This is a genomic window from Mesorhizobium sp. B2-4-7 (assembly GCF_006442685.1).
Taxonomy (GTDB): domain Bacteria; phylum Pseudomonadota; class Alphaproteobacteria; order Rhizobiales; family Rhizobiaceae; genus Mesorhizobium.
In genome coordinates this window covers 380,459-401,063 of sequence record NZ_VFVH01000001.1, presented here as the reverse complement: position 1 = coordinate 401,063, position 20,605 = coordinate 380,459, and the positions used below count along the sequence as shown (strand labels likewise).

The 20,605-nt window shown below is 62.7% G+C and carries 22 protein-coding genes and 1 pseudogene; 19 read left to right on the top strand and 4 right to left on the bottom strand.

Annotated features, from left to right (window positions below; genetic code table 11):
* Window positions 1–4: 4 nt before the first annotated feature.
* Together FJ946_RS02035 and FJ946_RS02030 are read right to left on the bottom strand one after the other, a co-directional pair.
* Window positions 5–667, bottom strand: a complete 663-nt coding sequence (locus tag FJ946_RS02035) for a uracil-DNA glycosylase (protein ID WP_224519207.1) — start codon at window positions 665–667, stop codon at window positions 5–7.
* 11 nt (window positions 668–678) lie between these two features.
* Window positions 679–1,260, bottom strand: coding sequence for an NYN domain-containing protein (locus FJ946_RS02030; RefSeq protein WP_140494612.1), 582 nt, complete (start codon window positions 1,258–1,260; stop codon window positions 679–681).
* A gap of 333 nt (window positions 1,261–1,593) precedes the next feature.
* Between FJ946_RS02030 and rpoZ the strand changes: the two genes are divergently transcribed.
* The 4 genes from rpoZ (at window position 1,594) to FJ946_RS02010 (ending at window position 5,350) form a co-directional block, all read left to right on the top strand.
* Window positions 1,594–1,995, top strand: a complete 402-nt coding sequence (gene rpoZ / locus FJ946_RS02025; protein WP_140494610.1) for a DNA-directed RNA polymerase subunit omega — start codon at window positions 1,594–1,596, stop codon at window positions 1,993–1,995.
* A 128-nt stretch (window positions 1,996–2,123) separates the two neighbouring features.
* Window positions 2,124–4,352 carry a bifunctional (p)ppGpp synthetase/guanosine-3',5'-bis(diphosphate) 3'-pyrophosphohydrolase gene (locus FJ946_RS02020; protein WP_140565002.1) on the top strand — a complete coding sequence of 743 codons (2,229 nt, stop codon included), beginning with the start codon at window positions 2,124–2,126 and terminating at the stop codon, window positions 4,350–4,352.
* A gap of 28 nt (window positions 4,353–4,380) precedes the next feature.
* Window positions 4,381–4,959 (top strand): orotate phosphoribosyltransferase, encoded by a 579-nt coding sequence (gene pyrE / locus FJ946_RS02015; protein ID WP_140565004.1) that lies wholly within the window; start codon window positions 4,381–4,383, stop codon window positions 4,957–4,959.
* Window positions 4,960–4,969: 10 nt separating this feature from the next.
* The gene (locus FJ946_RS02010) at window positions 4,970–5,350 is read left to right on the top strand and encodes a VOC family protein (RefSeq protein ID WP_140559458.1); all 381 of its coding nucleotides are present in this window, start codon (window positions 4,970–4,972) and stop codon (window positions 5,348–5,350) included.
* Between the two features lie 6 nt (window positions 5,351–5,356).
* Here the strand turns inward: FJ946_RS02010 and FJ946_RS02005 are convergent, their stop codons facing one another.
* On the bottom strand, window positions 5,357–5,878 hold the full coding sequence (locus FJ946_RS02005) for a GNAT family N-acetyltransferase (protein ID WP_140565005.1): 522 nt from the start codon (window positions 5,876–5,878) through the stop codon (window positions 5,357–5,359).
* Between the two features lie 217 nt (window positions 5,879–6,095).
* Here FJ946_RS02005 and FJ946_RS02000 point away from each other — a divergent pair, with 217 nt between their 5' ends.
* From FJ946_RS02000 to FJ946_RS01960, 9 genes and pseudogenes are all read left to right on the top strand, one after another.
* Window positions 6,096–6,695 (top strand): DUF2062 domain-containing protein, encoded by a 600-nt coding sequence (locus tag FJ946_RS02000; protein ID WP_140494599.1) that lies wholly within the window; start codon window positions 6,096–6,098, stop codon window positions 6,693–6,695.
* Window positions 6,692–7,105, top strand: coding sequence for a holo-ACP synthase (acpS, locus tag FJ946_RS01995; RefSeq protein ID WP_140494597.1), 414 nt, complete (start codon window positions 6,692–6,694; stop codon window positions 7,103–7,105). The genes FJ946_RS02000 and acpS overlap by 4 nt, the downstream gene beginning before the upstream one ends.
* Before the next feature lie 77 nt (window positions 7,106–7,182).
* Window positions 7,183–7,932 carry a signal peptidase I gene (lepB, locus tag FJ946_RS01990; RefSeq protein ID WP_140517805.1) on the top strand — a complete coding sequence of 250 codons (750 nt, stop codon included), beginning with the start codon at window positions 7,183–7,185 and terminating at the stop codon, window positions 7,930–7,932.
* A 4-nt stretch (window positions 7,933–7,936) separates the two neighbouring features.
* The gene (gene rnc, locus FJ946_RS01985; RefSeq protein WP_140494593.1) at window positions 7,937–8,662 is read left to right on the top strand and encodes a ribonuclease III; all 726 of its coding nucleotides are present in this window, start codon (window positions 7,937–7,939) and stop codon (window positions 8,660–8,662) included.
* Window positions 8,659–9,591, top strand: a complete 933-nt coding sequence (gene era / locus FJ946_RS01980; protein ID WP_140494591.1) for a GTPase Era — start codon at window positions 8,659–8,661, stop codon at window positions 9,589–9,591. The genes rnc and era overlap by 4 nt, the downstream gene beginning before the upstream one ends.
* Before the next feature lie 5 nt (window positions 9,592–9,596).
* Window positions 9,597–10,487: an aminoglycoside phosphotransferase family protein gene (locus FJ946_RS01975; RefSeq protein ID WP_140565007.1), complete on the top strand. Its 891-nt coding sequence runs from the start codon at window positions 9,597–9,599 to the stop codon at window positions 10,485–10,487.
* A 581-nt stretch (window positions 10,488–11,068) separates the two neighbouring features.
* Window positions 11,069–12,206 (top strand): annotated as a pseudogene (locus tag FJ946_RS01970) (porin).
* A gap of 132 nt (window positions 12,207–12,338) precedes the next feature.
* On the top strand, window positions 12,339–13,109 hold the full coding sequence (gene recO / locus FJ946_RS01965) for a DNA repair protein RecO (RefSeq protein ID WP_140565009.1): 771 nt from the start codon (window positions 12,339–12,341) through the stop codon (window positions 13,107–13,109).
* Window positions 13,106–13,624, top strand: a complete 519-nt coding sequence (locus FJ946_RS01960; RefSeq protein ID WP_140565010.1) for a PaaI family thioesterase — start codon at window positions 13,106–13,108, stop codon at window positions 13,622–13,624. Before recO ends, FJ946_RS01960 begins: the two co-directional genes overlap by 4 nt.
* Before the next feature lie 45 nt (window positions 13,625–13,669).
* On the opposite strand, the gene FJ946_RS01955 is transcribed toward FJ946_RS01960, so the two are convergent.
* Window positions 13,670–14,134: an NUDIX domain-containing protein gene (locus FJ946_RS01955; RefSeq protein ID WP_140565012.1), complete on the bottom strand. Its 465-nt coding sequence runs from the start codon at window positions 14,132–14,134 to the stop codon at window positions 13,670–13,672.
* 250 nt (window positions 14,135–14,384) lie between these two features.
* Between FJ946_RS01955 and FJ946_RS01950 the strand changes: the two genes are divergently transcribed.
* From FJ946_RS01950 to FJ946_RS01925, 6 genes are all read left to right on the top strand, one after another.
* Window positions 14,385–17,117, top strand: a complete 2,733-nt coding sequence (locus FJ946_RS01950; RefSeq protein WP_140565014.1) for a DUF2339 domain-containing protein — start codon at window positions 14,385–14,387, stop codon at window positions 17,115–17,117.
* A gap of 61 nt (window positions 17,118–17,178) precedes the next feature.
* Window positions 17,179–17,421, top strand: a complete 243-nt coding sequence (locus FJ946_RS01945; RefSeq protein WP_140494579.1) for a type II toxin-antitoxin system VapB family antitoxin — start codon at window positions 17,179–17,181, stop codon at window positions 17,419–17,421.
* Entirely contained in the window at window positions 17,421–17,837 is a 417-nt protein-coding gene (locus FJ946_RS01940) for a type II toxin-antitoxin system VapC family toxin (RefSeq protein WP_140565016.1), read from the top strand. The genes FJ946_RS01945 and FJ946_RS01940 overlap by 1 nt, the downstream gene beginning before the upstream one ends.
* Before the next feature lie 157 nt (window positions 17,838–17,994).
* Window positions 17,995–18,507 carry an RNA polymerase sigma factor gene (locus FJ946_RS01935; RefSeq protein WP_140494575.1) on the top strand — a complete coding sequence of 171 codons (513 nt, stop codon included), beginning with the start codon at window positions 17,995–17,997 and terminating at the stop codon, window positions 18,505–18,507.
* 2 nt (window positions 18,508–18,509) lie between these two features.
* Window positions 18,510–19,301 carry an anti-sigma factor gene (locus tag FJ946_RS01930; RefSeq protein ID WP_140517812.1) on the top strand — a complete coding sequence of 264 codons (792 nt, stop codon included), beginning with the start codon at window positions 18,510–18,512 and terminating at the stop codon, window positions 19,299–19,301.
* A 205-nt stretch (window positions 19,302–19,506) separates the two neighbouring features.
* Window positions 19,507–20,604 carry a GNAT family N-acetyltransferase/peptidase C39 family protein gene (locus FJ946_RS01925; RefSeq protein WP_140565018.1) on the top strand — a complete coding sequence of 366 codons (1,098 nt, stop codon included), beginning with the start codon at window positions 19,507–19,509 and terminating at the stop codon, window positions 20,602–20,604.
* The last annotated feature ends 1 nt before the right edge of the window (window position 20,605 follow it).

The following is a 20,605-nucleotide window of genomic DNA, read 5'->3' as shown; positions in this document are numbered from 1 at the left end:
GACCCTACGAATCCAGGAACGCCGCAATTTCCCTGAAAACGCTGACGAACATCGCTTCGGTCAGCACGCCGGTGTTGGTGTTGTAGCGCGAGCAGTGATAGCTGGAAAACAGCGTAATGCCATCGGCCTCCTGCCGCCCGCCATGCTTGAAGGGATAGGCGGCGACGCGCTGGCCCAGTGCCCGCACGGTCGACTGGTGCGCGATCGAACCAAGTGTCAGCACGGCCCGCAAATTGGGAAACCGTGCGATCGTCGGCACAAGGAAAGTCCGGCAGGTGGCGATCTCGGCGCCCACAGGCTTGTTCTCGGGAGGCACGCAGCGGACGGCGTTGGTGATTGCCGTTCCAACGAGCTCCAACCCATCGTCAGGCCGTGCCTTGAACTCGCCGCGCGCCAAGCCGTGCGCGATCAACGTGCCGTAGAGCAGGTCGCCGGCATAGTCGCCCGTGAAAGGCCGGCCCGTGCGGTTCGCTCCGCGCAGGCCGGGCGCAAGCCCGACGATCAGCAGCCGGACCGAATCGTCGCCTTCGGGCGGCAGGAAGGTCGGAACCGGCGCGTTGAACCACGATGGCTCGCGTTGCCGCCACTCGGCAATGAAACCGTGCAGCCGCGGACAGAGCGGGCAATCGCGATCGGGTTCCGGGGAGGCGGCCAGATGTGCGGCCAACGCAGCCGCCCTCAGTACTCGTCCTCTTCCGTCTCGGCCGGTTCGGGTCGGCGCACCGGCCTTTCGGAGGGATCGCGGCCCACCTCGTTCTTCAACGTCATCAGGTCGATGAAATGGTCGGCCTGGCGACGCAGATCGTCAGAGATCATCGGCGGCTGCGAGGCCATGGTCGAGACGATCGACACCTTGCGCCCGCGCCGCTGCAGCGCCTCGACCAGCGTGCGGAAATCGCCGTCCCCGGAGAAGATGACATAGTGGTCGACGACATCGGCCAGTTCCAGCGCATCGACGGTCAATTCGATGTCCATGTTGCCCTTGATCTTGCGGCGGCCGGTCGAGTCGGTGAATTCCTTGGCCGGCTTGGTGACGACCTTGAAGCCGTTATAGTCGAGCCAGTCGATCAGCGGCCGGATCGAGGAATATTCCTGATCCTCGACCAGGGCGGTGTAATAGTAGGCGCGCAGCAGGTAACCGCGTTTCTGGAAGCTCGACAGGAGCTTGCGATAATCGATGTCGAAACCGAGCGCGCGCGACGTGGCGTAGAGATTGGCGCCGTCGATGAACAGGGCGATCTTTTCACGGGGGTCGAACATGGAAAAATTCCTTTTCGAAATAAGCGGCCATCAAAACGAAATGCGACTATCAGTAGGGTTCGCAATAAACCGGCTGACCTTACGCTTTTCGAAATAACGCCAGTTTTGTGGCAATCCAAGGGTTCGTTGCCGCACTGCAAGCAATTGTGATCGCCGGCTTGGTACCGGGCGCACCGGAGCTCGACCGAAACCGGTTTCGGGGGAAATCCGACAAAGCAATGACAGATCGTCCGTTCTCCGGCCCCGGCATTCCATAATGCTTGTATTTCCGCGGCGTTCGGGTTATTGACCGCGCCTGTTTTCCATTAAATCCAGGCATGAAAGGGGCAATCCATGGCCCGCGTAACCGTTGAAGATTGCATCGACAAGGTCGACAACCGCTTCGAACTGGTGCTTCTGGCCGGCCACCGTGCTCGTCAGATCAGCCAGGGCGCGCAGATCACCGTCCCGCGCGACAATGACAAGAACCCGGTCATCGCACTGCGCGAGATCGCCGATGAGACGTTGTCGCCGGACGACCTCAAGGAAGACCTGATCCATTCGCTGCAGAAGCATGTCGAGGTCGACGAGCCCGAAGCCGATGGCGAGGCGATCGCCGATCAGACCGGCGCCGCCGTCACGGCCGCCGATACCGATGATGCCGAGGACAACATCGCCTTCGATCGCATGACCGAGGAAGACCTGCTGGCCGGCATCGAAGGCCTGGTGCCGCCGGAAAAGAGCGACGACTACTAAGACTGCTTTGCGGAGGCGCCTGGAACAATCTTCCGGCACTTCCGTCCCGGCAGTTTCGTGGCTATCTATGACATGCGCCGTGCAGCAGTGCGGCGCATGATTCATTTCATCGCCGAGAGATTCCGCCCATGATGCGTCAGTATGAGCTTGTCGAGCGCGTCCAGCGCTACAAGCCTGACGTCAACGAGGCGTTGCTCAACAAGGCCTATGTCTATGCCATGCAGAAGCATGGCCACCAGAAGCGCGCTTCCGGCGACCCCTATTTCTCGCATCCGCTCGAAGTCGCCGCCATCCTCACCGAAATGCACATGGACGAGGCGACGATCGCCGTCGCCCTGCTGCATGACACGATCGAGGACACCACGGCGACCAGGGCCGAGATCGACGAACTGTTCGGGCCCGAGATGGGCAAGCTGGTCGAGGGTCTGACCAAGTTGAAGAAGCTCGACCTCGTCTCCAAGAAGGCCGAGCAGGCCGAGAATTTGCGCAAGCTTCTGCTGGCGATCTCCGAAGATGTGCGCGTGCTTCTGGTCAAGCTCGCCGACCGCTTGCACAACATGCGCACCCTCGACCATGTGCCGGAAGCCAAGCGCCTGCGCATCGCCGAGGAGACGATGGATATCTATGCGCCGCTGGCCGGGCGCATGGGCATGCAGGGCATGCGCGAGGAACTGGAGGAGATCGCCTTCCGCTACATCAATCCGGAAGCCTATCGCGCCGTCACCGCCAGGCTCGCCGAGATTTTCGAGCGCAACAAGGGTGTGCTGTCGGAGATCGAGAAAGCGCTGTCGGCTCTGTTCGAGAAACACGCGATCAATGCAGGCGTCAAAAGCCGGCAGAAGAAGCCGTGGTCGGTGTTCCGCAAGATGGAGGCCAAGGCGCTCTCTTTCGAGCAATTGTCCGACATTTTCGGCTTTCGCGTTGTCGTCGACAATGTCGAGGACTGCTATCGCGCGCTTGGCGCCATCCACACCGCCTGGTCGATGGTGCCCGGCCGTTTCAAGGACTACATCTCGACGCCGAAGCAGAACGATTACCGTTCGATCCACACCACCATCGTCGGGCCGTCGCGCCAGCGCGTCGAGCTTCAGATCCGCACCCGCGAGATGAACAAGATCGCTGAATATGGCGTCGCCGCCCATTCCATCTACAAGGATACCGGCGGCAAGGCGAACGGCACGGCCCATTCGATCTCGAAGGAAACCAATGCCTATGCCTGGCTGAGGCGCACGATCGAACAGCTCGCCGAGGGCGACAATCCCGAGGATTTCCTCGAGAACACCAAGCTGGAACTGTTCCAGGACCAGGTGTTCTGCTTCACCCCCAAGGGCATGCTGATCGCGCTGCCGAAAGGTGCCACGCCGATCGACTTCGCCTATGCGGTTCACACCGATGTCGGCGACACCTGCGTCGGCGCCAAGGTCAACGGCCGCATCATGCCGCTGATGACGGAGCTGAAGAATGGCGACGAGGTGGAGATCATCCGCTCCAAGGCGCAGGTGCCGCCGGCCGCATGGGAATCCGTCGTCGTCACTGGCAAGGCGCGCGCCGCCATTCGCCGCGCCACCAAGAACGCCATCCGCAAGCAGTATTCGGGTCTCGGCGCGCGCATTCTCGAACGGGCTTTCGAGCGGGCCGGCAAGAATTTCACCAAGGAAAGCCTGAAGCCCGTCCTGCACCGGCTGGCGCGCAAGGACATCGAGGATGTGCTGGCATCCGTCGGCCGCGGCGAATTGGCGTCCACCGACGTCATGAAAGCCGTCTTCCCCGATTACAAGGACGAGCGCGTCACGCCGGCGGCGCCCAAGCAGCGCGAGGAAGGCTGGTCGAAGATTCGCAACGCCGCCGGCATGCTGTTCCAGATCCCGGGCCGTGCCGCGCGCAAGGACAAGGACCAGCCGCGCGACGGGGCGGTGCCGATCCGTGGCGTGCGCGGCGACCTGCCGGTGCGTTTCGCGCCGGAAGGGGCGGTGCCTGGCGACCGCATCGTCGGAATCGTACAGCCGGGCACCGGCATCACCATCTATCCGATCCAGTCGCCGGCGCTGCAGGCTTTCGACGACCAGCCCGAGCGCTGGATTGACGTGCGCTGGGACATCGACGAGCGCACCAAGGAACGCTTTCCCGCTCGTGTTTCCGTCACCGCCATCAATGCACCGGGATCGCTCGCCGACATCGCTCAGGTCGTTGCCTCGAACGATGCCAATATCCATACGCTGTCAATGGTGCGCACCGCGCCCGATTTCACCGAAATGCTGATCGATCTCGAAGTCTGGGATCTGAAGCATCTCAACCGGCTGCTGTCGCAGCTCAAGGACAATTCGAGCGTCAGCGATGCACGGCGTGTCAATGGCTAACTCGGCTGATCTACACGGGGATAGACGGATGAATACGGACGAAGTGCTGGATATTTTTCGCCAGGCTGGTGCTGTCCTGGAGGGGCATTTCATCCTGACGTCGGGTCTGCGCAGCCCGGTCTTCCTGCAGAAGGCGCGCGTGTTCATGCATGCCGATAAGACCGAGCGGCTGTGCAAGGCGCTGGCCGAAAAGATCCGCGCCGCCGTGCCGGGTAAAATCGACTATGTCGTCGGCCCGGCCATCGGCGGGCTGATCCCGGCCTACGAGACTTCGCGCCATCTTGGCGTGCCGGCGATCTGGGTCGAGCGGGAAGGGGGCGCGTTCCGGCTGCGCCGCTTCGAGATCGCGCTCGGCGCGCGTGTCGTCATTGTCGAGGACATCGTCACCACTGGATTGTCTATCCGCGAGACCATCGACTGCCTGCGCGAACTTGGCGCCGAGGTCACGGCGGCGGCCTGCATCATCGACCGCTCCGCCGGCAAGACCGATGTCGGCGTGCCGCTGATCGCCCTCGCCGAGTACGAGGTGCCGGCCTATCCGGCCGATCGGCTGCCGCCGGAACTCGCCGCCATACCGGCGATCAAGCCGGGCAGCCGCAATATCTGAGAGGGGCGGGATGATCATCAGTATCGATCATTTCGTGCTGACAGTGGCGTCGCTCGAGGCGACCTGCGCCTTTTACCAGCGCGTTCTGGGCTTTAAGCGCATCGATACGCCGGGCCTCCCGACAGCCCTGGCTTTCGGCAACCAAAAGATCAATGTCCACGAGGTCGGCCGCACCTTCGAGCCGAAGGCGAAGTCGCCGACGCCCGGAGCCGGTGATTTCTGCCTGATCACCGATCGGCCGCTCGGCGAACTCCTCGCCAGTCTCGAAGCCGATCGTGTGGCGGTGGAACTTGGACCAGTAGAGCGGATCGGCGCACGCGGCCGCATGATGTCTGTCTATTTCCGCGATCCCGACGACAATCTGATCGAGGTCAGTGAATATCTGGAATAGCCGTCGTTAAATCCGCGCGAGATCGAGCAGCATTGCGCAGCGCCGGCTCACCGGCATGCCGTGCGCGGCTTCCTGTCTCAGCCACCCGGCGAGCCGCGCATCGATCTGCGCATCCTCCAGGACGCGGAATCCGAACTTTCGGTAGAACGGCACGTTCCAAGCAACATCGCGAACTGTCGTCAGCGTGATCATTGCAAGGCCGCGCCGCCTGGACTCCTCGATGACGGTCTCCAGCAGGGCTCGGCCGATGCCCGAGCCTTGCCACTCAAAACGAACGTCGAATTCCAGGATATGCAATGCATCGTCCTCAACGCTGGCGCTCAAGAAGGCGATGGCGCGGTCGCGCTTGTCCGTGGCGACCCAGCATGTGCCCTCCGTGGTCAGCGCGGGGTGCCGCTCGACGCTCATATTGCCGTCTTCGGCGATCCAGGCGAGGTCCGGTATGGAACGAAACGCCAGCCCGGCGGATTGCTCGATATCGGGCAACTCTTTCGCCTCGTCGTCGCGCGCTGGTCGAATGGTGGCCATGCCGGCCGTCCTTCTTTTCCTCAGTTTCGCCTCAATGGCGATCTTGTTACCCCCTGCGGCAGACCATCGCGGCAGCGTTTCGTTGTTCCGAAGGCAGCCTGTCGCTATATCAAAGTCGTTGTTGCCTTTCTGCGCCCCGGAAGCGCAAGATAAGTTGCTGTGACCTGGCTTGGGGTGGCAGGACGGCGGGTATTGGTAGATCAGGAATTGGAATAGAGTGCTTTTTCGACGCCGCGAGCCTGATGGCCTCTTGGAGCGGGTGCGTACCTATCTATGGCCGCGCCGGTCGTTTTCGCGCTCGCTGCAGTACTTCTCCAAGCGCATCCTGCGGCTGAAGGCCACGCCGCATGCGGTGGCGGCCGGCGTCGCCGCTGGCGTCTTTGCTTCGTTCTTTCCGGTGGGTTTCCATTTCGCCATTGCCGCGGTGCTGTGCTGGCTCATAGCCGGCAATCTGGTGGCGGCCGCACTTGGCGCCGTATTCTTCGGCAATCCACTGACGTTCCCGCTGCTGTGGGGCGCCTCCTGGGAGACCGGCAAGCTGATCCTGCACAGCCGCCTGCCGGCGCACGGCCCGCCAGCACATCTGGGCGAGATGCTGCACAACCTTTCCTTCGCGCAATTGTGGGCCCCGGTGCTGAAGCCGATGCTGATCGGTGCGATACCGCTTGGACTGGCCTTTGGGGTTCTGTTCTACGCCATCACGCGCTGGGGCATGAACGCCTTTCGCGAGCAGCGGCGCAAACGGCTGGCAGAGCGCGCGGCCCGCCATGAGCAATCGTCTCACCCAAACGCAAGCATCGGTTCCACCGCGCGATGATCATCGGCATCGGCAGCGATCTGATCGATATCAGACGCATTGAAAAGTCCTTGGAGCGCCATGGCCAGCGCTTTATCCAGAGAATCTACACCGAGGTCGAGCAAGCCCGCTCCGAAAACCGTCGGGCGCGGGCGGCCTCCTACGCCAAGCGCTTCGCAGCCAAGGAGGCCTGCGCCAAGGCACTGGGCACCGGCCTGGCGCAGGGCGTGTTCTGGCGCGACATGGGTGTCGTCAATCTTCCGAGCGGCGCGCCCACCATGGCACTGACCGGTGGCGCCGAGGCGCGGCTGAACGCGATTCTGCCAAAGGGCCATCGGGCGATGATCCATCTCACCATCACGGATGATTTTCCGCTTGCTCAAGCCTTTGTGATCATCGAAGCGTTGCCCGTCGAACAAGCGCCACATTGATTGCATCTGACCACCGGCATGACGTTGCCCAGCGCGCGCCGAGACTCTATACCATCCAACGCACAATCGAGGACGACATGAGCGTGGCTGAAAAACCCCAGAAGAAATCCGGCGGGCTTGGCGAAACCGTCAGCGTCATCGTCCAGGCGCTCTTGCTTGCCTTGGTCATTCGCACGCTCTTGTTCCAACCCTTTTCGATCCCGTCGGGTTCGATGCGGCCGACGCTGCTCGAGGGCGACTATCTCTTCGTCACCAAATGGTCTTACGGCTATTCCCGTTATTCGCTGCCCTTCGGCCCGGACATCTTCTCGGGCCGCATCTGGGGCTCCGAGCCGAAGCGCGGCGACGTGGTGGTGTTCAAGTTCCCGCCGGACCCGTCCGTTGACTACATCAAACGTGTGGTGGGCCTGCCCGGCGACAAGATTCAGGTGAAGGACGGGCAGCTGTTCATCAACGGCGTCGGAGTCCCGCGCGTGAAGACCGGTCAGATCGACAATCCCGACATCACCGAAAAGGACTATCCGATCGACGTCTATCGCGAGACGCTGCCCAACGGCGTCAGCTACGACACGCTGGATCTGTCGCCGAACTCGATCGGCGACAACACGCGCGAGTTCGATGTTCCGCCCGGTCACTATTTCATGATGGGCGACAACAGGGACAACTCCGCCGACAGCCGATTCTCCGTCGGCTACGTTCCGGCCGAAAACCTGGTTGGCCGGGCCAACCTTGTTTTCTTCTCGATCGCCGGCAAGGCGAGCCCGCTCGAAATTTGGAAATGGCCGTCGCTTATGCGTGCTTCGCGCCTCTTCCACTTCGTTAATTAGGGTCATGGCGGCGACAAGACGGCTGACCGCCGACGCGCTCGCCGAAGCGCTGGTGGAACGCACGGGCCATGCCTTTGCCGACCGCCGGCGCCTGCAGCGTGCCTTGACCCATGCCAGCGCCCGCGGCGCCAATGCCGGCACCGACTATGAGCGCTTTGAGTTCCTAGGCGACCGGGTTCTCGGCCTGGTGGTGGCCGATATGCTGCTGGCCGCGTTTCCCGATGCGGCGGAAGGCGAATTGTCGCTGCGTTTCAACGCGCTGGTCAATGCCGAGGCGCTGTCGGAGATCGCCGAACATATTGGTCTGCCGGAGCTGATCCGCGCCGGATCCGACGTTCAAGGGCTCGAGGGACGCAAGCGCGTCAATCTGCGCGCCGACGCACTGGAATCGCTGATCGCCGTGCTCTACCTCGACGGAGGGCTGGAAGCGGCGCGCGCTTTCATCCACAAATATTGGCAGCCGCGCTCGCAGGCGTCGGGCGCCGGCCGACGCGACGCCAAGACCGAGTTGCAGGAATGGGCGCATCAGGCGGCAAGCGCCGTGCCCGTCTACCGCATCGATAGCCGCGAGGGGCCGGATCACGATCCGCTGTTCACCGTCAGTGTCATGGTTGGTGGGTTCCAGCCGGCTGTCGGCAGCGGCCGCTCCAAACGCGAGGCCGAGCAGGCCGCCGCCGCCGCCCTTCTGATTCGTGAAGGTGTCTGGATCGATCAGGGAGACGCGGCATGACAGCCACGGAAGACACGGTTCCGGCCGCGCCTGCGGCCGTTACGCATTCCGGCTTCGTAGCGCTGATCGGTGCGCCCAATGCCGGCAAGTCGACGCTGGTCAACCAGCTTGTCGGCGCCAAGGTGTCAATCGTCACCCACAAGGTGCAGACGACGCGTGCCATCGTCAGAGGCATCGCCACGCACGACAACGCGCAGATCGTCTTCGTCGATACGCCGGGCATCTTCAAGCCAAAGCGGCGTCTCGACACGGCAATGGTGACGACAGCCTGGGGCGGCGCCAAGGATGCCGATATCGTGCTGCTCCTGATCGATGCCGAGCGTGGCATTAGAGGTGATGCCGACGCCATTCTCGAACGCCTGAAGGATGTGCGCCAGCCGATGGCGCTGATCCTCAACAAGGTCGACCGCGTCAAGCCGGAGGCGTTGTTGGCTCTGGCGGCAGCAGCGAACGAAAGAGTGCCGTTCAAGCGCACCTTCATGGTTTCGGCGCTGACCGGCTCCGGCTGCAAGGACCTTCTCGATTACCTTGCCGAGGCGCTCCCGGTGGGGCCCTGGTATTATCCGGAAGACCAGATCTCCGATCTGCCGATGCGCCAGCTCGCCGCCGAGATCACTCGCGAGAAGCTCTATCTCAGGCTGCATCAGGAACTGCCCTATTCCTCGCACATCGAAACCGAGAAATGGGAAGAGAAGAAGGACGGCTCGGTGCGCATCGAGCAGGTCATCTATGTCGAACGCGACAGCCAGAAGAAGATCGTGCTCGGCCACAAGGGCGAGACCATCCGTGCCATCGGCCAGGCGGCGCGTATGGAAATCGCCGGCATCCTCGAGCAAAAGGTGCATCTGTTCCTGTTCGTCAAGGTGCGCGAGAACTGGGGCGACGATCCCGAACGCTACCGTGAGATGGGGCTCGAGTTTCCGCACTAGGATGGATGGATAGCAAGTCGAATATCGACGCAGCTTTGGTCAGCCGGTTGATCGCGGCGCAGTTTCCTCGCTGGAGGGATCTTGCGGTTCGGCCGATTGAACCTGGCGGATGGGACAACAGAAGCTTTCGTCTCGGCGACGAGATGACCGTTCGGTTGCCCAGTGCCGCCGCCTATTCCCTGCAAGTGGAGAAGGAACATCGCTGGCTGCCGAGCCTGGCGCCGCTGTTGCCGCTGCCCATCCCTATACCGCTGGCGATGGGAGCCCCGGCCGAAGGCTATCCGTGGCATTGGTCCGTCTACAGGTGGATCGAAGGTGAGACTGCAAAGCGCGAGCGTATCGCCAACCTGTCGGAATTCGCGGCGGACCTGGCCGGCTTTCTGATTGCGCTGAAGCGGATCGACCCGGCTGGCGGACCGGGGCCGGGCCAACACAATTTCTTTCGCGGCGGGCCGCTGAACGTCTATGACGGGGAGACGAGACAAGCGATCGCGGCGCTCGACACCCGTATCGACGCCGGCGCGGCAAGCGCCGTCTGGGAAACGGCTCTTGCCGCCCCTTGGCAAGGCCCACCCGTCTGGTTCCACGGCGATGTCAGTTGGGGCAATCTTCTGGTTGAACACGGCAGGCTAAGCGCGGTGATCGACTTCGGCACCTCCGGCATCGGCGATCCCTCATGCGATCTGGCGATTGCCTGGACGTTGTTCGAGGGGCAAAGCCGTGAAGTGTTCCGCGCTGGCCTCGGCGTCGACGACGCGACCTGGGCGCGCGGCCGCGGCTGGGCACTATGGAAGGCGCTGATCACCGCCGCCGGCGAGATAGACGTCAACTCGGCCGAGATCGAACAATCCTGGCGCGTCATCGACGCGGTGCTGGCCGACCACAAGCGCCGGTAATAACGACCCAAACCGTTGGCTGGCGGCTATCGACCAGGGACGCCGAGGCTCCGCTTGGGTCGACTTCTCAGTTGGCCAGCGCGGATTCTTGCAGATGAGCCCGTTGACGTCGGGTTGATCTTCCCATCATGGCCCATGGTCCGTCGCGGCGTGCCCGTGACCCGCTGAAAAGACTCCTCGAGGGGATCGGCTTCGGGTTCACGTGGCTGGGGAATGGCTAGGTAGAAACGACCACGGAAGTGGGTTTATTTACGCGAAGTTTCTCAAACAATCGGTACCCGTGGAATATCATCATAAAATTGGAGCATACAGGGAATTATTACGGAAATATGACAATGTTCCACTTGTGCGGTTCCGTAATTTGAAGTGAATTTCCTAGTGTTATTTCTGCAACACGGATTTAATCTATGTCATCAATCCCGAATGTTTGTGGAATTGTCATTGAAGGCGGAAGATTGATGGGTATGTTCGCCGCGAAAAGGGGACGCGGTGCGGGCCTTTTTCGTTGTGGTGAGGCGGGAAAATATATCCGCCAACCAAAATCCGAAGCCATTTTTAACTTTGACTGGAGAGGTCAGAAAATGAACATCAAGAGCCTTCTTCTCGGCTCAGCCGCGGCACTGATCGCGGTCTCCGGCGCTCGCGCCGCCGACGCTGTCGTCGTCGCCGAGCCGGAACCCGCTGAATACGTCAGGATCTGCGACGTCTAACGGCGCCGGCTACTTCTATATCCCCGGCACCGAGACCTGCCTGCGCATCGGCGGCTATCTCCGCTATGACATAGGCGTCGGCGACAGCGGCACGCTGGATGGCGTCAACAACGTTGCCGATCACATGGACGGCGATAGCCACGACACCTACTACAAGAACATGCGCTTCGCGCTGAAGACCTGGACCGGCCAGGAAACCGAGCTCGGTACGTTGAAGACCTACACCGAGACTCGCTTTCAATTTGGCAACAGCAGCGGCGACTATGAGACTGGCGGCACTGGCTGGCAGGCCGGCAACAAGGCGACGACCCTCAACTTCGCCTGGATTCAGCTCGGCGGTCTGCGCGTCGGTAAGGATGAAACGGCATACGATTCGTTTATCGGCTATGCCGGCAACGTCATCCAGGACACGATCATCCCGTACGGTATCAAGGATACCAACGTCGTGCAGTACTATTTCGACGCTGGCAGCGGCTTCTCGGCCGTGGTCTCGCTCGAAGAAGGTACCGGCGTCAACACGATCGACAGCTATGTTCCGCATGTCGTCGGCGGCTTGAAGTACAAGGGCGACTGGGGTGCGGTCACCGGCGTCGTCGCCTATGACAGCAATTACGAGGAAGTGGCCGGCAAGGTTCGCTTGGACGTCAATGTCGGCAAGGAACTGACGCTGTTCGTCATGGGCGGCTACGGCACCAACGACAACATCAACGACTTCGGCACGGGCCGCACCCAATACAAGCCGTGGGGTGGAAACTGGGCGATCTGGGGTGGCGGCACCTACAAGTTCAACGACAAGACCTCGTTCAACGCCCAGATCTCCTATGACGACTGGAAGAACCTCGGCGTCGCTGCCAACGTCGCATACACGATTGTGCCCGGTTACACGATCACGGCTGAAGTCGATTACCTCAATGCAGGAAAATTCGACGACGCCGACTTCAACAACTGGACCAAGGCCGACAAGAAGAGCAGCGTCGGCGGCATCCTCCGCTTCCAGCGCTCGTTCTAACGGATCGACTGACCCCACCAGACCCGCCCGCAGCTATGCTGCGGGCGGCTTTTTATGCACCCTTGCGAGAGCCAGCCCAGGCACCAAGCCCGTACCTTGATTTCGCCACCCGATCGGTGAAATGCTCCAGGCATGGAATGGCGCGACGAGGGAATCATTCTCGGCACCCGCAAGCATGGCGAAACCAGCGCCATCCTCGAGGTGATGACGCGTGCGCATGGCCGCCATCTCGGCCTCGTGCGTGGCGGGCGCTCGCGCAAGCAGCAGCCTGTTCTCCAGCCCGGCAACCGTGTCGACCTGCTTTGGCGGGCGCGCCTGGATGAGCACCTCGGCACGTTCCAGGCCGAAGCGATCGAGATGAATGCGGCCAGGTTGATGGAGAGTGCGGTCGCCGTGTATGGCCTGCAGACCATGGCCGCGCATCTGCGCCTGTTGCCCGAGCGCGACGCCCATGGCGGCCTCTACGAGGCGCTGTCGGTGATGATCGTGCATCTCGATGACGTCGATGCGGCCGGCGAACTGGTGGCCCGTTTCGAGCTCCTGATCCTCGACGAACTGGGTTTCGGTCTCGATCTCAGCCAGTGCGCCGCGACCGGCACGCGGCAGGATCTTGCCTATGTCTCGCCGAAATCGGGCCGAGCGGTGTCGCGGGAAGCCGGCGCGCCCTGGCGCGACAAGATGCTGGCGCTGCCGGCCTTCCTGCGTGGCTCCGGCCTGCGCGCCGATCCGGCGGCGATCCAGGATGCCTTCCGGCTCACCGGCTTCTTCTTCACCCGTCACGTCTACGAGCCGCGCGGCATCGAGCAGCCGGACGCGCGCGCCGGCTTCCTTGCCGCGCTGCGCAAGCACCACACGACAAAAGGCCTGTCCGGAGAAACCGCCGCGAGAGAAATCATCACATGAGCGAAGTGGAACTTTATCCAGGCCGGGTCTCGCCGCTCGGCCTCGGCACCATTCCGCATGCCGACATGCTTGCCTACACCGGCCTGGAACTTTTGCAGCGCATCATCGATGGCAAATATCCGGCGCCGCCGATTTCCTTCCAGCTCAGCTTCGCGCTGACCGAAGTTTCGGAAGGCCATGCCGTGTTCCGAGGCGTGCCGAACGAGCGCCATCTGAACCCGTTGGGGGGCGTGCATGGCGGCTGGGCGGCGACACTGCTCGATTCGGCGCTTGCCTGCGCCGTGCAGACGCTGCTCGCAAAGGGCGAGGCCTATACGACGGCGGAATTCAAGGTGAACCTGACGCGGCCGATCACGCCCAGGACCGGAGAGGTGGTCTGTGAGGGCAAGGTCATTCACAAGGGCCGCACGCTGGCCGTTTCGGAAGCGACGCTGAAGGACGCCGGCGGCAAGCTGCTGGCTTTCGGCACCGAGACATGCTCGATCTTCCCGGCCTCCAATCTGGCGGCACGATAGGAATCGTCCTAAGGCGCACTGGGCGAGCGGTGATAACAGCGGATGTTATCCGGCATTTTGCCGTTCCACGAAATCGTCCAGGATCGCGCGCTGGCCTTTGAGTATCTTGAGACCGGCCTCCAACTCTGAAAACCAACCGGCCCGGTCCACTTCGGGAAATGCCTTCATGGATCCCGACCGTGGCGGCCACTCCATGGTGAACATGTTGCTTTTGACGGCATCGGTGTCGACGTCGGCCTCGACGCTCCACGCACTCACGATCTTGCCGCCAGGCTGCCGATAACTGCCGACAGGCTGGAAGTCGCCGTTGATGGCGACGCCGAGTTCTTCTTCCGCCTCACGTCGGGCGGCTTTCAACTCGTCCTCGCCTTCGTCGACGAGCCCTTTGGGGATCGACCATGCCCCCTCATCTTTTCTTGCCCAGAATGGTCCACCCGGATGGACGAGCAAGAACTGGAGGGCCCCGGCGTTTCGCCGGTAGATCAGCAGTCCTGCGCTTCGTTGCGGCATGCGTATTCTCATGACATCGCTTGGAGAACCCTTTGCGGCCAAGGTATCATAGGCCACCGGCTGCGGGTTTGGCAGGCAATGTTCCGGGAACCGGCCATTCGCAACCGATGCCGAGGGCCAATAGGCGCAAGCCGCTGGCTTTCGACGCCGAAACATGCTCGATCTTTCCAGCCGCCGATCCGACGCCGTTGGTCGTTTGCAGGCCACATTTGATTGTCAGTAGCAACTGGTCTGGTTTGGGGGAGCCGCCATGTTTGAAAGCCTGATCGGCCTTGTCGCCATCATCGCGCTGTTCGTCATCATTTCGCGCCAGCAGAGCCGCATCGGACTGATCGAGCGTGAGCTAGGCGCACTGCGGAGCCTCGTCCTTTCCGGCGCCGTGCCGCCTCTCGCCAAGCAGTCCGAACCGGCGGCGACCGAGGGCCAGCCGGCCGAAGCCGTTGTTGCTGCGGCCGTGGTCGTTTCGCCAACGGCCAGCGAGGCAGCCACCGGGCAGGCGCTGCCGGCTCTGGAAACCGACGCCGCGACGGACGAGGTCAAGCCGGGACCATGGACACCAGGCGAGGCGGCGCCCAAGGTAGCCGAGCCTGTCGCAGCGGTGAAAGCGCCCGGCAAACCCGATATCGAAACGGCGCTCGGCACCCGCTGGGCGGTCTGGGTCGGCGGTTTGGCACTGGCGCTGGGCGGCCTGTTTCTCATCCGCTACACGATCGAAGCCGGAATTTTCGGCCCCGGTGTGCGGCTGACCATGGCCGGGCTGCTCGGCCTTGTGCTGATTGCAGCCGGCGAATTCATTCGCCGCACCGGCTTCAGGGTGCCCGTGCAAGGCGCCGCAGGCGCCTACATCCCGGCGATCCTGACTGCGGCGGGCGCCTTCATCCTGTTCGGCGCCGTCTATGCCGCACATGGCATCTACGGATTTATCGGGCCGGCGCTCGCCTTCACGCTGCTCGGCGCCATCGGCATAGCGACGATTGCCGCCGCCCTTGTCCACGGCCAGGCGCTGGCTGGTATCGGCCTCGTCGGCGCCATGGTGACGCCGATGCTGATTGCCTCTCAGGCGCCCAATCCCTGGGCCCTGTTCGGCTATCTGGCGATCGTGCTTGCCGCCAGTGGCGTCATTGCCCGCATGCGCGATTGGAAGTTGCTGATGACGGCGGCCTTTGTCGGTACCGGCATCTGGACGATCCTCTACATGACCGATGCGCCGGGCGCGAATTTATCCGTGATCCTGTTCGTGAACACCGTCACGCTGGCCGTGCTCGCCTTCGTCTGGCTCGGCCGCCGCAGCGACGAAGGCGGATCAGCCACGGCTTTCGACTGGCCGTCCGTCGCGCCGGGCCTGTTTGTTGCCCTCTCGGCGCTGGGCCTTTCGGTCGATCCGGCCTTCGTCGCTGCCGGCGATGCCTTGCCGGGAGCCGTCGTGCTCGCCGCGATGGTGGCCGTCGCGCTCTACCGCCCCCCGGCGCTGCCACTGCTCTATGCGGCGGGACTGGTGACGGTGCTGATCTATCTCGGGATCATCCCGCCGACTTCGATCGCTTCCGATTTTTCAGGCGACGTCTTGGGCATCGACGCCGTGCCCCTGGCGACATCGAACGCACTGACCTTGCGCATCGGTGTTGCGCTTGGCCTTGTCTTCATCGGCGCCGGTTTCTGGGCCGCCCGCAAATTTGCCGCCGCGACCCACTTCCGCGCTGCGTCATGGGCGGCGTGGGGCGTCATCGTGCCGTTGGTCGTCCTGCAGGCACTCTGGTTCACGTTCGGCAATCTCGACCGCGATCTTGCCTACGCCGCCGTGGCGGCGCTGCTGGTCGTGGTTTTCGCTGCCGGCGGCGAGTGGATCGCGCGCGGCGAGCAACCGCCGTTGCAGGGCAGGGCGGCCGTATCCTTCGCGCTCGGCGGAGCCGCGCTCGCAGGCCTGCTGATGCTGCATATGGCCTTCAGTTCCGGCTGGACAACCATCCTGCTTGGTGCGGCCGCAATCGTGCCGGCGCTGGCCACACGCTGGCGTTCCTATCCGGTGCTCGGCTGGATTTCGGTCGGCGCGGTCGCGGCGGTGCTTGGACGTGTCATCTTCGATCCGACCGTCGTCGGTGCCGGGTTCCTGTCGACGACCCCGGTTTTCAACTGGCTGCTGCCGGGCTATGGCGTGCCGGCGCTCGCCTTCGCTTTCGCCGCCTGGCAACTGGCCCGCACGACCGACGGCCGGCCGCGCCTGGCCATGGAAGCTTCGGCGGCGCTGTTTGCACTGCTGACGCTTGCCATGCTGGTGCGCCACGCCATGCATGGCGGTGTCCTCAACAGCGATGCGCCCACACTTGCCGAACAGGCCATCTACACGCTGATCGCGATCGGCGCCGGCGCCATACTCGTGGCCATCGACAGGCGCTCGCCAAGTTCCGTGCTACGCTACGGGTCCATGGCGGCGGGCGTGATTTCGGTCGCCTTCATCGTCGTGCAGCATTTCCTGGTGCTGAACCCGCTTTTCACCGACGAGTCGACCGGGCAGATCCCGGTCTTCAACCTGTTGTTCCTCGCTTATCTGCTGCCGGCGGTCGCGGCCGGAGGGCTTGCGCTCTATGCCCGCAACAAGCGGCCGAAATGGTATGCCGCCATGCTGGCGCTGGTGGCGGCACTGCTTGCCTTCGCCTATGCCACGTTGTCGGTGCGGCGCCTGTTCAAGGGCGAGTTCATCGGCTTGTGGAGCGGCCTTGGCCAGTTGGAAACCTACACCTATTCGGCACTCTGGCTGATCATCGGCGTGGCGCTGCTGACCGCCGGCGTCTGGCTGAAATCACAGGTGCTGCGCATCGCCTCGGCCGCATTGATCGCGGTCGCCGTACTGAAGGTGTTCCTCTTCGACATGTCGGAGCTGGAGGGTGTGCTTCGCGCACTGTCCTTCATCGGCCTTGGCGCCGTGCTGATCGGCATCGGCCTGTTTTACCAGCGGCTTTTGACCAGGGCGGCGAAAGAGACTTGAGGGTTAGCATTGTTTGAATATTCAAAATGGAATATATGAATATTCCACGGGAGATATTCAAATGCCGCTCTATATCCGCGACGATGAGGTAGATGCTCTGGCGACGAAATTGCAGCGCGAGACGAATGCGCCGAGCAAAACGGAAGCCGTGCGAACCGCGCTTTTGCACGAACTTGAACGAAGCCGCGCCCGCAAACCGCTGCGGGAGAGGATTGCCGTTCTTCAAGCGCAAGCAGCGGCGTTGGGGCCGTCCGACACCACCTTCGACATCAAGGCATTCATGGACGAGATGTGGGAAGACTGATGTTTGTCGACGCATCGGTTGTCGTTGCAATTCTCGCCAAGGAATCGGGTTGGGAGGAATTGCTGAAGCGGATCGCCGACGTCGACGGTCAGCTGTACATTTCAGCGCTTGTTCGGCTCGAAGCTACGCTTGCCCTCGGGCGAGTGAATGCCGGTGCCAAAAAGCCGACTCCCGAAATGCTGTCTGCGGCGCGCGATCTGGTCGATGCGTTCATTGTTGAGATCGACGCTCGCAATGTAGCCATCAACGAGGATATCGGGGGGCGCGCCATTGATGCCAGCATCCGGTACGGCAAAGCGGTCGGTCATCCGGCTGACCTTAATTTTGGTGATTGCTTTTCCTACGCCTGCGCCAAGGCTCTTGGTGTTCCGTTGCTCTTTAAAGGCAATGACTTTCTCAAGACCGATTTGGCGTAGTTGGCCTCCTATTGATTGCGGGAATAAACCCGCCGCTTCCATCGTTACATCATTGCTTGGGTGACCGGGGCGGTGGACCGCTTCGCACTGGCTGCTTGCGTCGCGCCGCGAAGGCGCGTTCAATCTGATGAATAGGGCAATTCCGAAACCAGCGGTCATGGACGAAAAGAAGGCAGCAATCCTCGGCGAAATACCGCGCCTGCGCCGCTACGCACGCTCGTTGTTGCGCGACCGCGACGCCGCCGACGATCTCGTCCAGGACTGTCTCGAACGGGCCCTCATGCGGCTCGACAACTGGCAGACGGGAGAAAGCCCCAGGAGGTGGCTGTTTACGATCATGCATCATTTGTTCATTGACCAGATGCGCAAAGTGAACCGGCGCGGCGAAGCCGCGATGCTGTCGCTGGAAGCGGGCGAGGCGGTTGCACAGCCTGCCGAGCAGGTGGAAAGCATCGCCTCGCGCGAGATCGTCGACGCATTGCAGGCGATCAGCCCCGACCGCCGTGCCGCACTCGTCATGGTCGCGATCGAAGGCTTTTCCTATGCCGAGGCCGCCAACATCCTGGGAGTGCCGGCGGGAACGCTGATGTCGCGCATCGCGCGCGGGCGCGAGGAGTTGCGCGGACTGCTGGACGACACGGCACGCCGCCGTTCGATAAGGATCGTCTAGAAATGATCCGCCGCGATTTCTCCGAACGCGACATCCACATGGCACTCGACGGCGAGTTGCCGGCCGATGAGCGCGCCGCCTATGACGCATGGCTCGACGCCACTCCCGAGATGAAGGCGAAAAGCGCCCGTTTCATCGCCGACAGGACGGCATTGCGAGATGCCTTCGCTGGCGTGATCGACGAGCCGGTGCCGGTGCGGTTGCGCAAGGTGGTGCTTGGCGAGACGCCAGCCAGGACGCCAATGCCACGCTCGCGCTGGTGGCTTGCCGCCGCCGCTGCCGGTCTACTGGCCGCGGGCGGGCTTGGCGGCTACTTTGCCGGCAGCGACGGTATTGGCCGGGAAGATCAGGCCGAGGATCAGTTGGCCGAGCAGGCGATCGCCGCGCATGTCATCTATGCCGCCGAGAAGCGGCATGCGGTGGAAGTGCCGGCAAGCGACAAGGATCATCTGCTGACCTGGCTGTCCAACCGGGTCGGATTGAAGCTGGTTGCGCCGGACTTGACCGGCAGCGGGTTCCAACTGGTCGGTGGCAGGTTGCTGCCGGCTGGCGAGAGCAAGGCGGCAATGCTGCTCTATGAAGACGACAAGGGCGAGCGCATATCGCTCTTTGTAACGGCCGAATCGGTGGAGAACGCCAGGGGGACCTACGCTTCGGCGCAAGCCGGCCCGCAGGCCGTCTACTGGCTGGACAAGGGCTATGGCTGCGCTGTCGTCGGCTCAGTGCCGCGCGAGCAATTGGCCATCGTGGCCAAGAGCGCCTACAGCCAGCTTCTGGCCGGCCTGGCGAGTTGAACAGCATCGTTTTTTGGCGCCGCCGCCTACTCGAAAACGGTGACCTGGTTCAAAGCCTTTGTCCTCCCGGGCTGGCGCCAATCTGTCACAATTCGGCCCTAATCGAGGTGCGATAGCGCTGGATGGGCGCTGCCGTTTTGGGCTGGTGTCTGGACGTTTCGAATAGGGCCTTCATCACAACCCAATCGAGGTTTTCCAAGCCCGCATGCCTGCCGAGATTCGCACGGCCCGCGCGACTGACGTCGATGATCTCGCCGCCATCGAGAAAGCTGTTTTCTCCAGCGACCGCATTTCCCGTCGCTCCTTCCGACAGTTCATCGAGCGCGAGACCGCCGAGACGCTGGTCGCCGAAAGAGATGGCCGCGTCGCCGGTTATGCGATTGTGCTGTTTCGCAAGGGCAGCGGCGTGGCGCGCCTTTATTCGATCGCCACCAGTCCCTTTTTTGGCGCCCTCGGCATCGGCCGCCGGTTGCTAGTGGCGGCGGAGGAGGCGGCCTTCGAACACGATCGCATGATGCTGCGCCTAGAAGTGCGGGAGGATAATGCCCGCGCCATCAGCATCTACGAGCGGGCCGGCTACCGCAAGATCGGCCGCGAAGCCGATTACTACGAGGACGGCGCCACGGCGCTGCGCTACGAGAAGACCTTGCGCGGCGAACTTCCGGCCGCCACCAGCGTGCCGTTCTACCAGCAGACCTGCGAATTCACTTGCGGTCCCTGCTGCCTGATGATGGCCATGGGCAATTTCGATCACGACTTCGTACCGGACCCGGTCAGGGAAATTCGTCTTTGGCGCGAAGCGACGACCGTCTTCATGATGTCGGGCCCGGGTGGCTGCGAGCCGTTCGGCCTCGCGGTCGCCGGCTATGAGAGCGGCCTTGCGGCCGAGATTTACGTGTCGTTCTACGGCGCGTTGTTCCTCCAGTCGGTGCGCAGCGCGGACAAGCGCCGGGTGATGGAACTGGCCCAGGTCGACTTTCGCCGACGCGCGGAACTTTACGGCATCCCGGTGAATTACCGTTCATTCACCATCGACGACATTCGCGCCGCGATCGCGAAAGGAAAATTGGTGCTGGTGCTGATCAGCGGCTTCCTGATGTTCGGCAAGAAGGTGCCGCACTGGGTGTTGGCCATCGGCGACGACGGTGACCATATCCTGATCCACGATCCCTGGGTTGAGGACGAGAGGCAGGAGACCATCCTTGATGCCGCCAACATTCCCGTGCCTTACGGCATCTTTATGAACATGGCGCAGTTCGGCCGCGACGGACTGCGCGCCGCCATCACTCTGGGGAAGCGCTGAT

Coding starts and splice junctions, on each gene's coding strand:
- pyrE (WP_140565004.1), top strand. CDS start 4,381: ATGAATACGGACGAAGTGCTGGATATTTTTCGCCAGGCTGGTGCTGTC.
- rpoZ (WP_140494610.1), top strand. CDS start 1,594: ATGGCCCGCGTAACCGTTGAAGATTGCATCGACAAGGTCGACAACCGC.
- FJ946_RS01925 (WP_140565018.1), top strand. CDS start 19,507: ATGCCTGCCGAGATTCGCACGGCCCGCGCGACTGACGTCGATGATCTC.
- FJ946_RS01940 (WP_140565016.1), top strand. CDS start 17,421: ATGTTTGTCGACGCATCGGTTGTCGTTGCAATTCTCGCCAAGGAATCG.
- FJ946_RS02005 (WP_140565005.1), bottom strand. CDS start 5,878: ATGGCCACCATTCGACCAGCGCGCGACGACGAGGCGAAAGAGTTGCCC.
- lepB (WP_140517805.1), top strand. CDS start 7,183: ATGAGCGTGGCTGAAAAACCCCAGAAGAAATCCGGCGGGCTTGGCGAA.
- FJ946_RS01975 (WP_140565007.1), top strand. CDS start 9,597: ATGGATAGCAAGTCGAATATCGACGCAGCTTTGGTCAGCCGGTTGATC.
- FJ946_RS02010 (WP_140559458.1), top strand. CDS start 4,970: ATGATCATCAGTATCGATCATTTCGTGCTGACAGTGGCGTCGCTCGAG.
- FJ946_RS01955 (WP_140565012.1), bottom strand. CDS start 14,134: ATGCCGCAACGAAGCGCAGGACTGCTGATCTACCGGCGAAACGCCGGG.
- acpS (WP_140494597.1), top strand. CDS start 6,692: ATGATCATCGGCATCGGCAGCGATCTGATCGATATCAGACGCATTGAA.
- FJ946_RS01960 (WP_140565010.1), top strand. CDS start 13,106: ATGAGCGAAGTGGAACTTTATCCAGGCCGGGTCTCGCCGCTCGGCCTC.
- FJ946_RS02030 (WP_140494612.1), bottom strand. CDS start 1,260: ATGTTCGACCCCCGTGAAAAGATCGCCCTGTTCATCGACGGCGCCAAT.
- FJ946_RS02020 (WP_140565002.1), top strand. CDS start 2,124: ATGATGCGTCAGTATGAGCTTGTCGAGCGCGTCCAGCGCTACAAGCCT.
- FJ946_RS01950 (WP_140565014.1), top strand. CDS start 14,385: ATGTTTGAAAGCCTGATCGGCCTTGTCGCCATCATCGCGCTGTTCGTC.
- FJ946_RS01935 (WP_140494575.1), top strand. CDS start 17,995: ATGGACGAAAAGAAGGCAGCAATCCTCGGCGAAATACCGCGCCTGCGC.
- rnc (WP_140494593.1), top strand. CDS start 7,937: ATGGCGGCGACAAGACGGCTGACCGCCGACGCGCTCGCCGAAGCGCTG.
- FJ946_RS01945 (WP_140494579.1), top strand. CDS start 17,179: ATGCCGCTCTATATCCGCGACGATGAGGTAGATGCTCTGGCGACGAAA.
- recO (WP_140565009.1), top strand. CDS start 12,339: ATGGAATGGCGCGACGAGGGAATCATTCTCGGCACCCGCAAGCATGGC.
- era (WP_140494591.1), top strand. CDS start 8,659: ATGACAGCCACGGAAGACACGGTTCCGGCCGCGCCTGCGGCCGTTACG.
- FJ946_RS01930 (WP_140517812.1), top strand. CDS start 18,510: ATGATCCGCCGCGATTTCTCCGAACGCGACATCCACATGGCACTCGAC.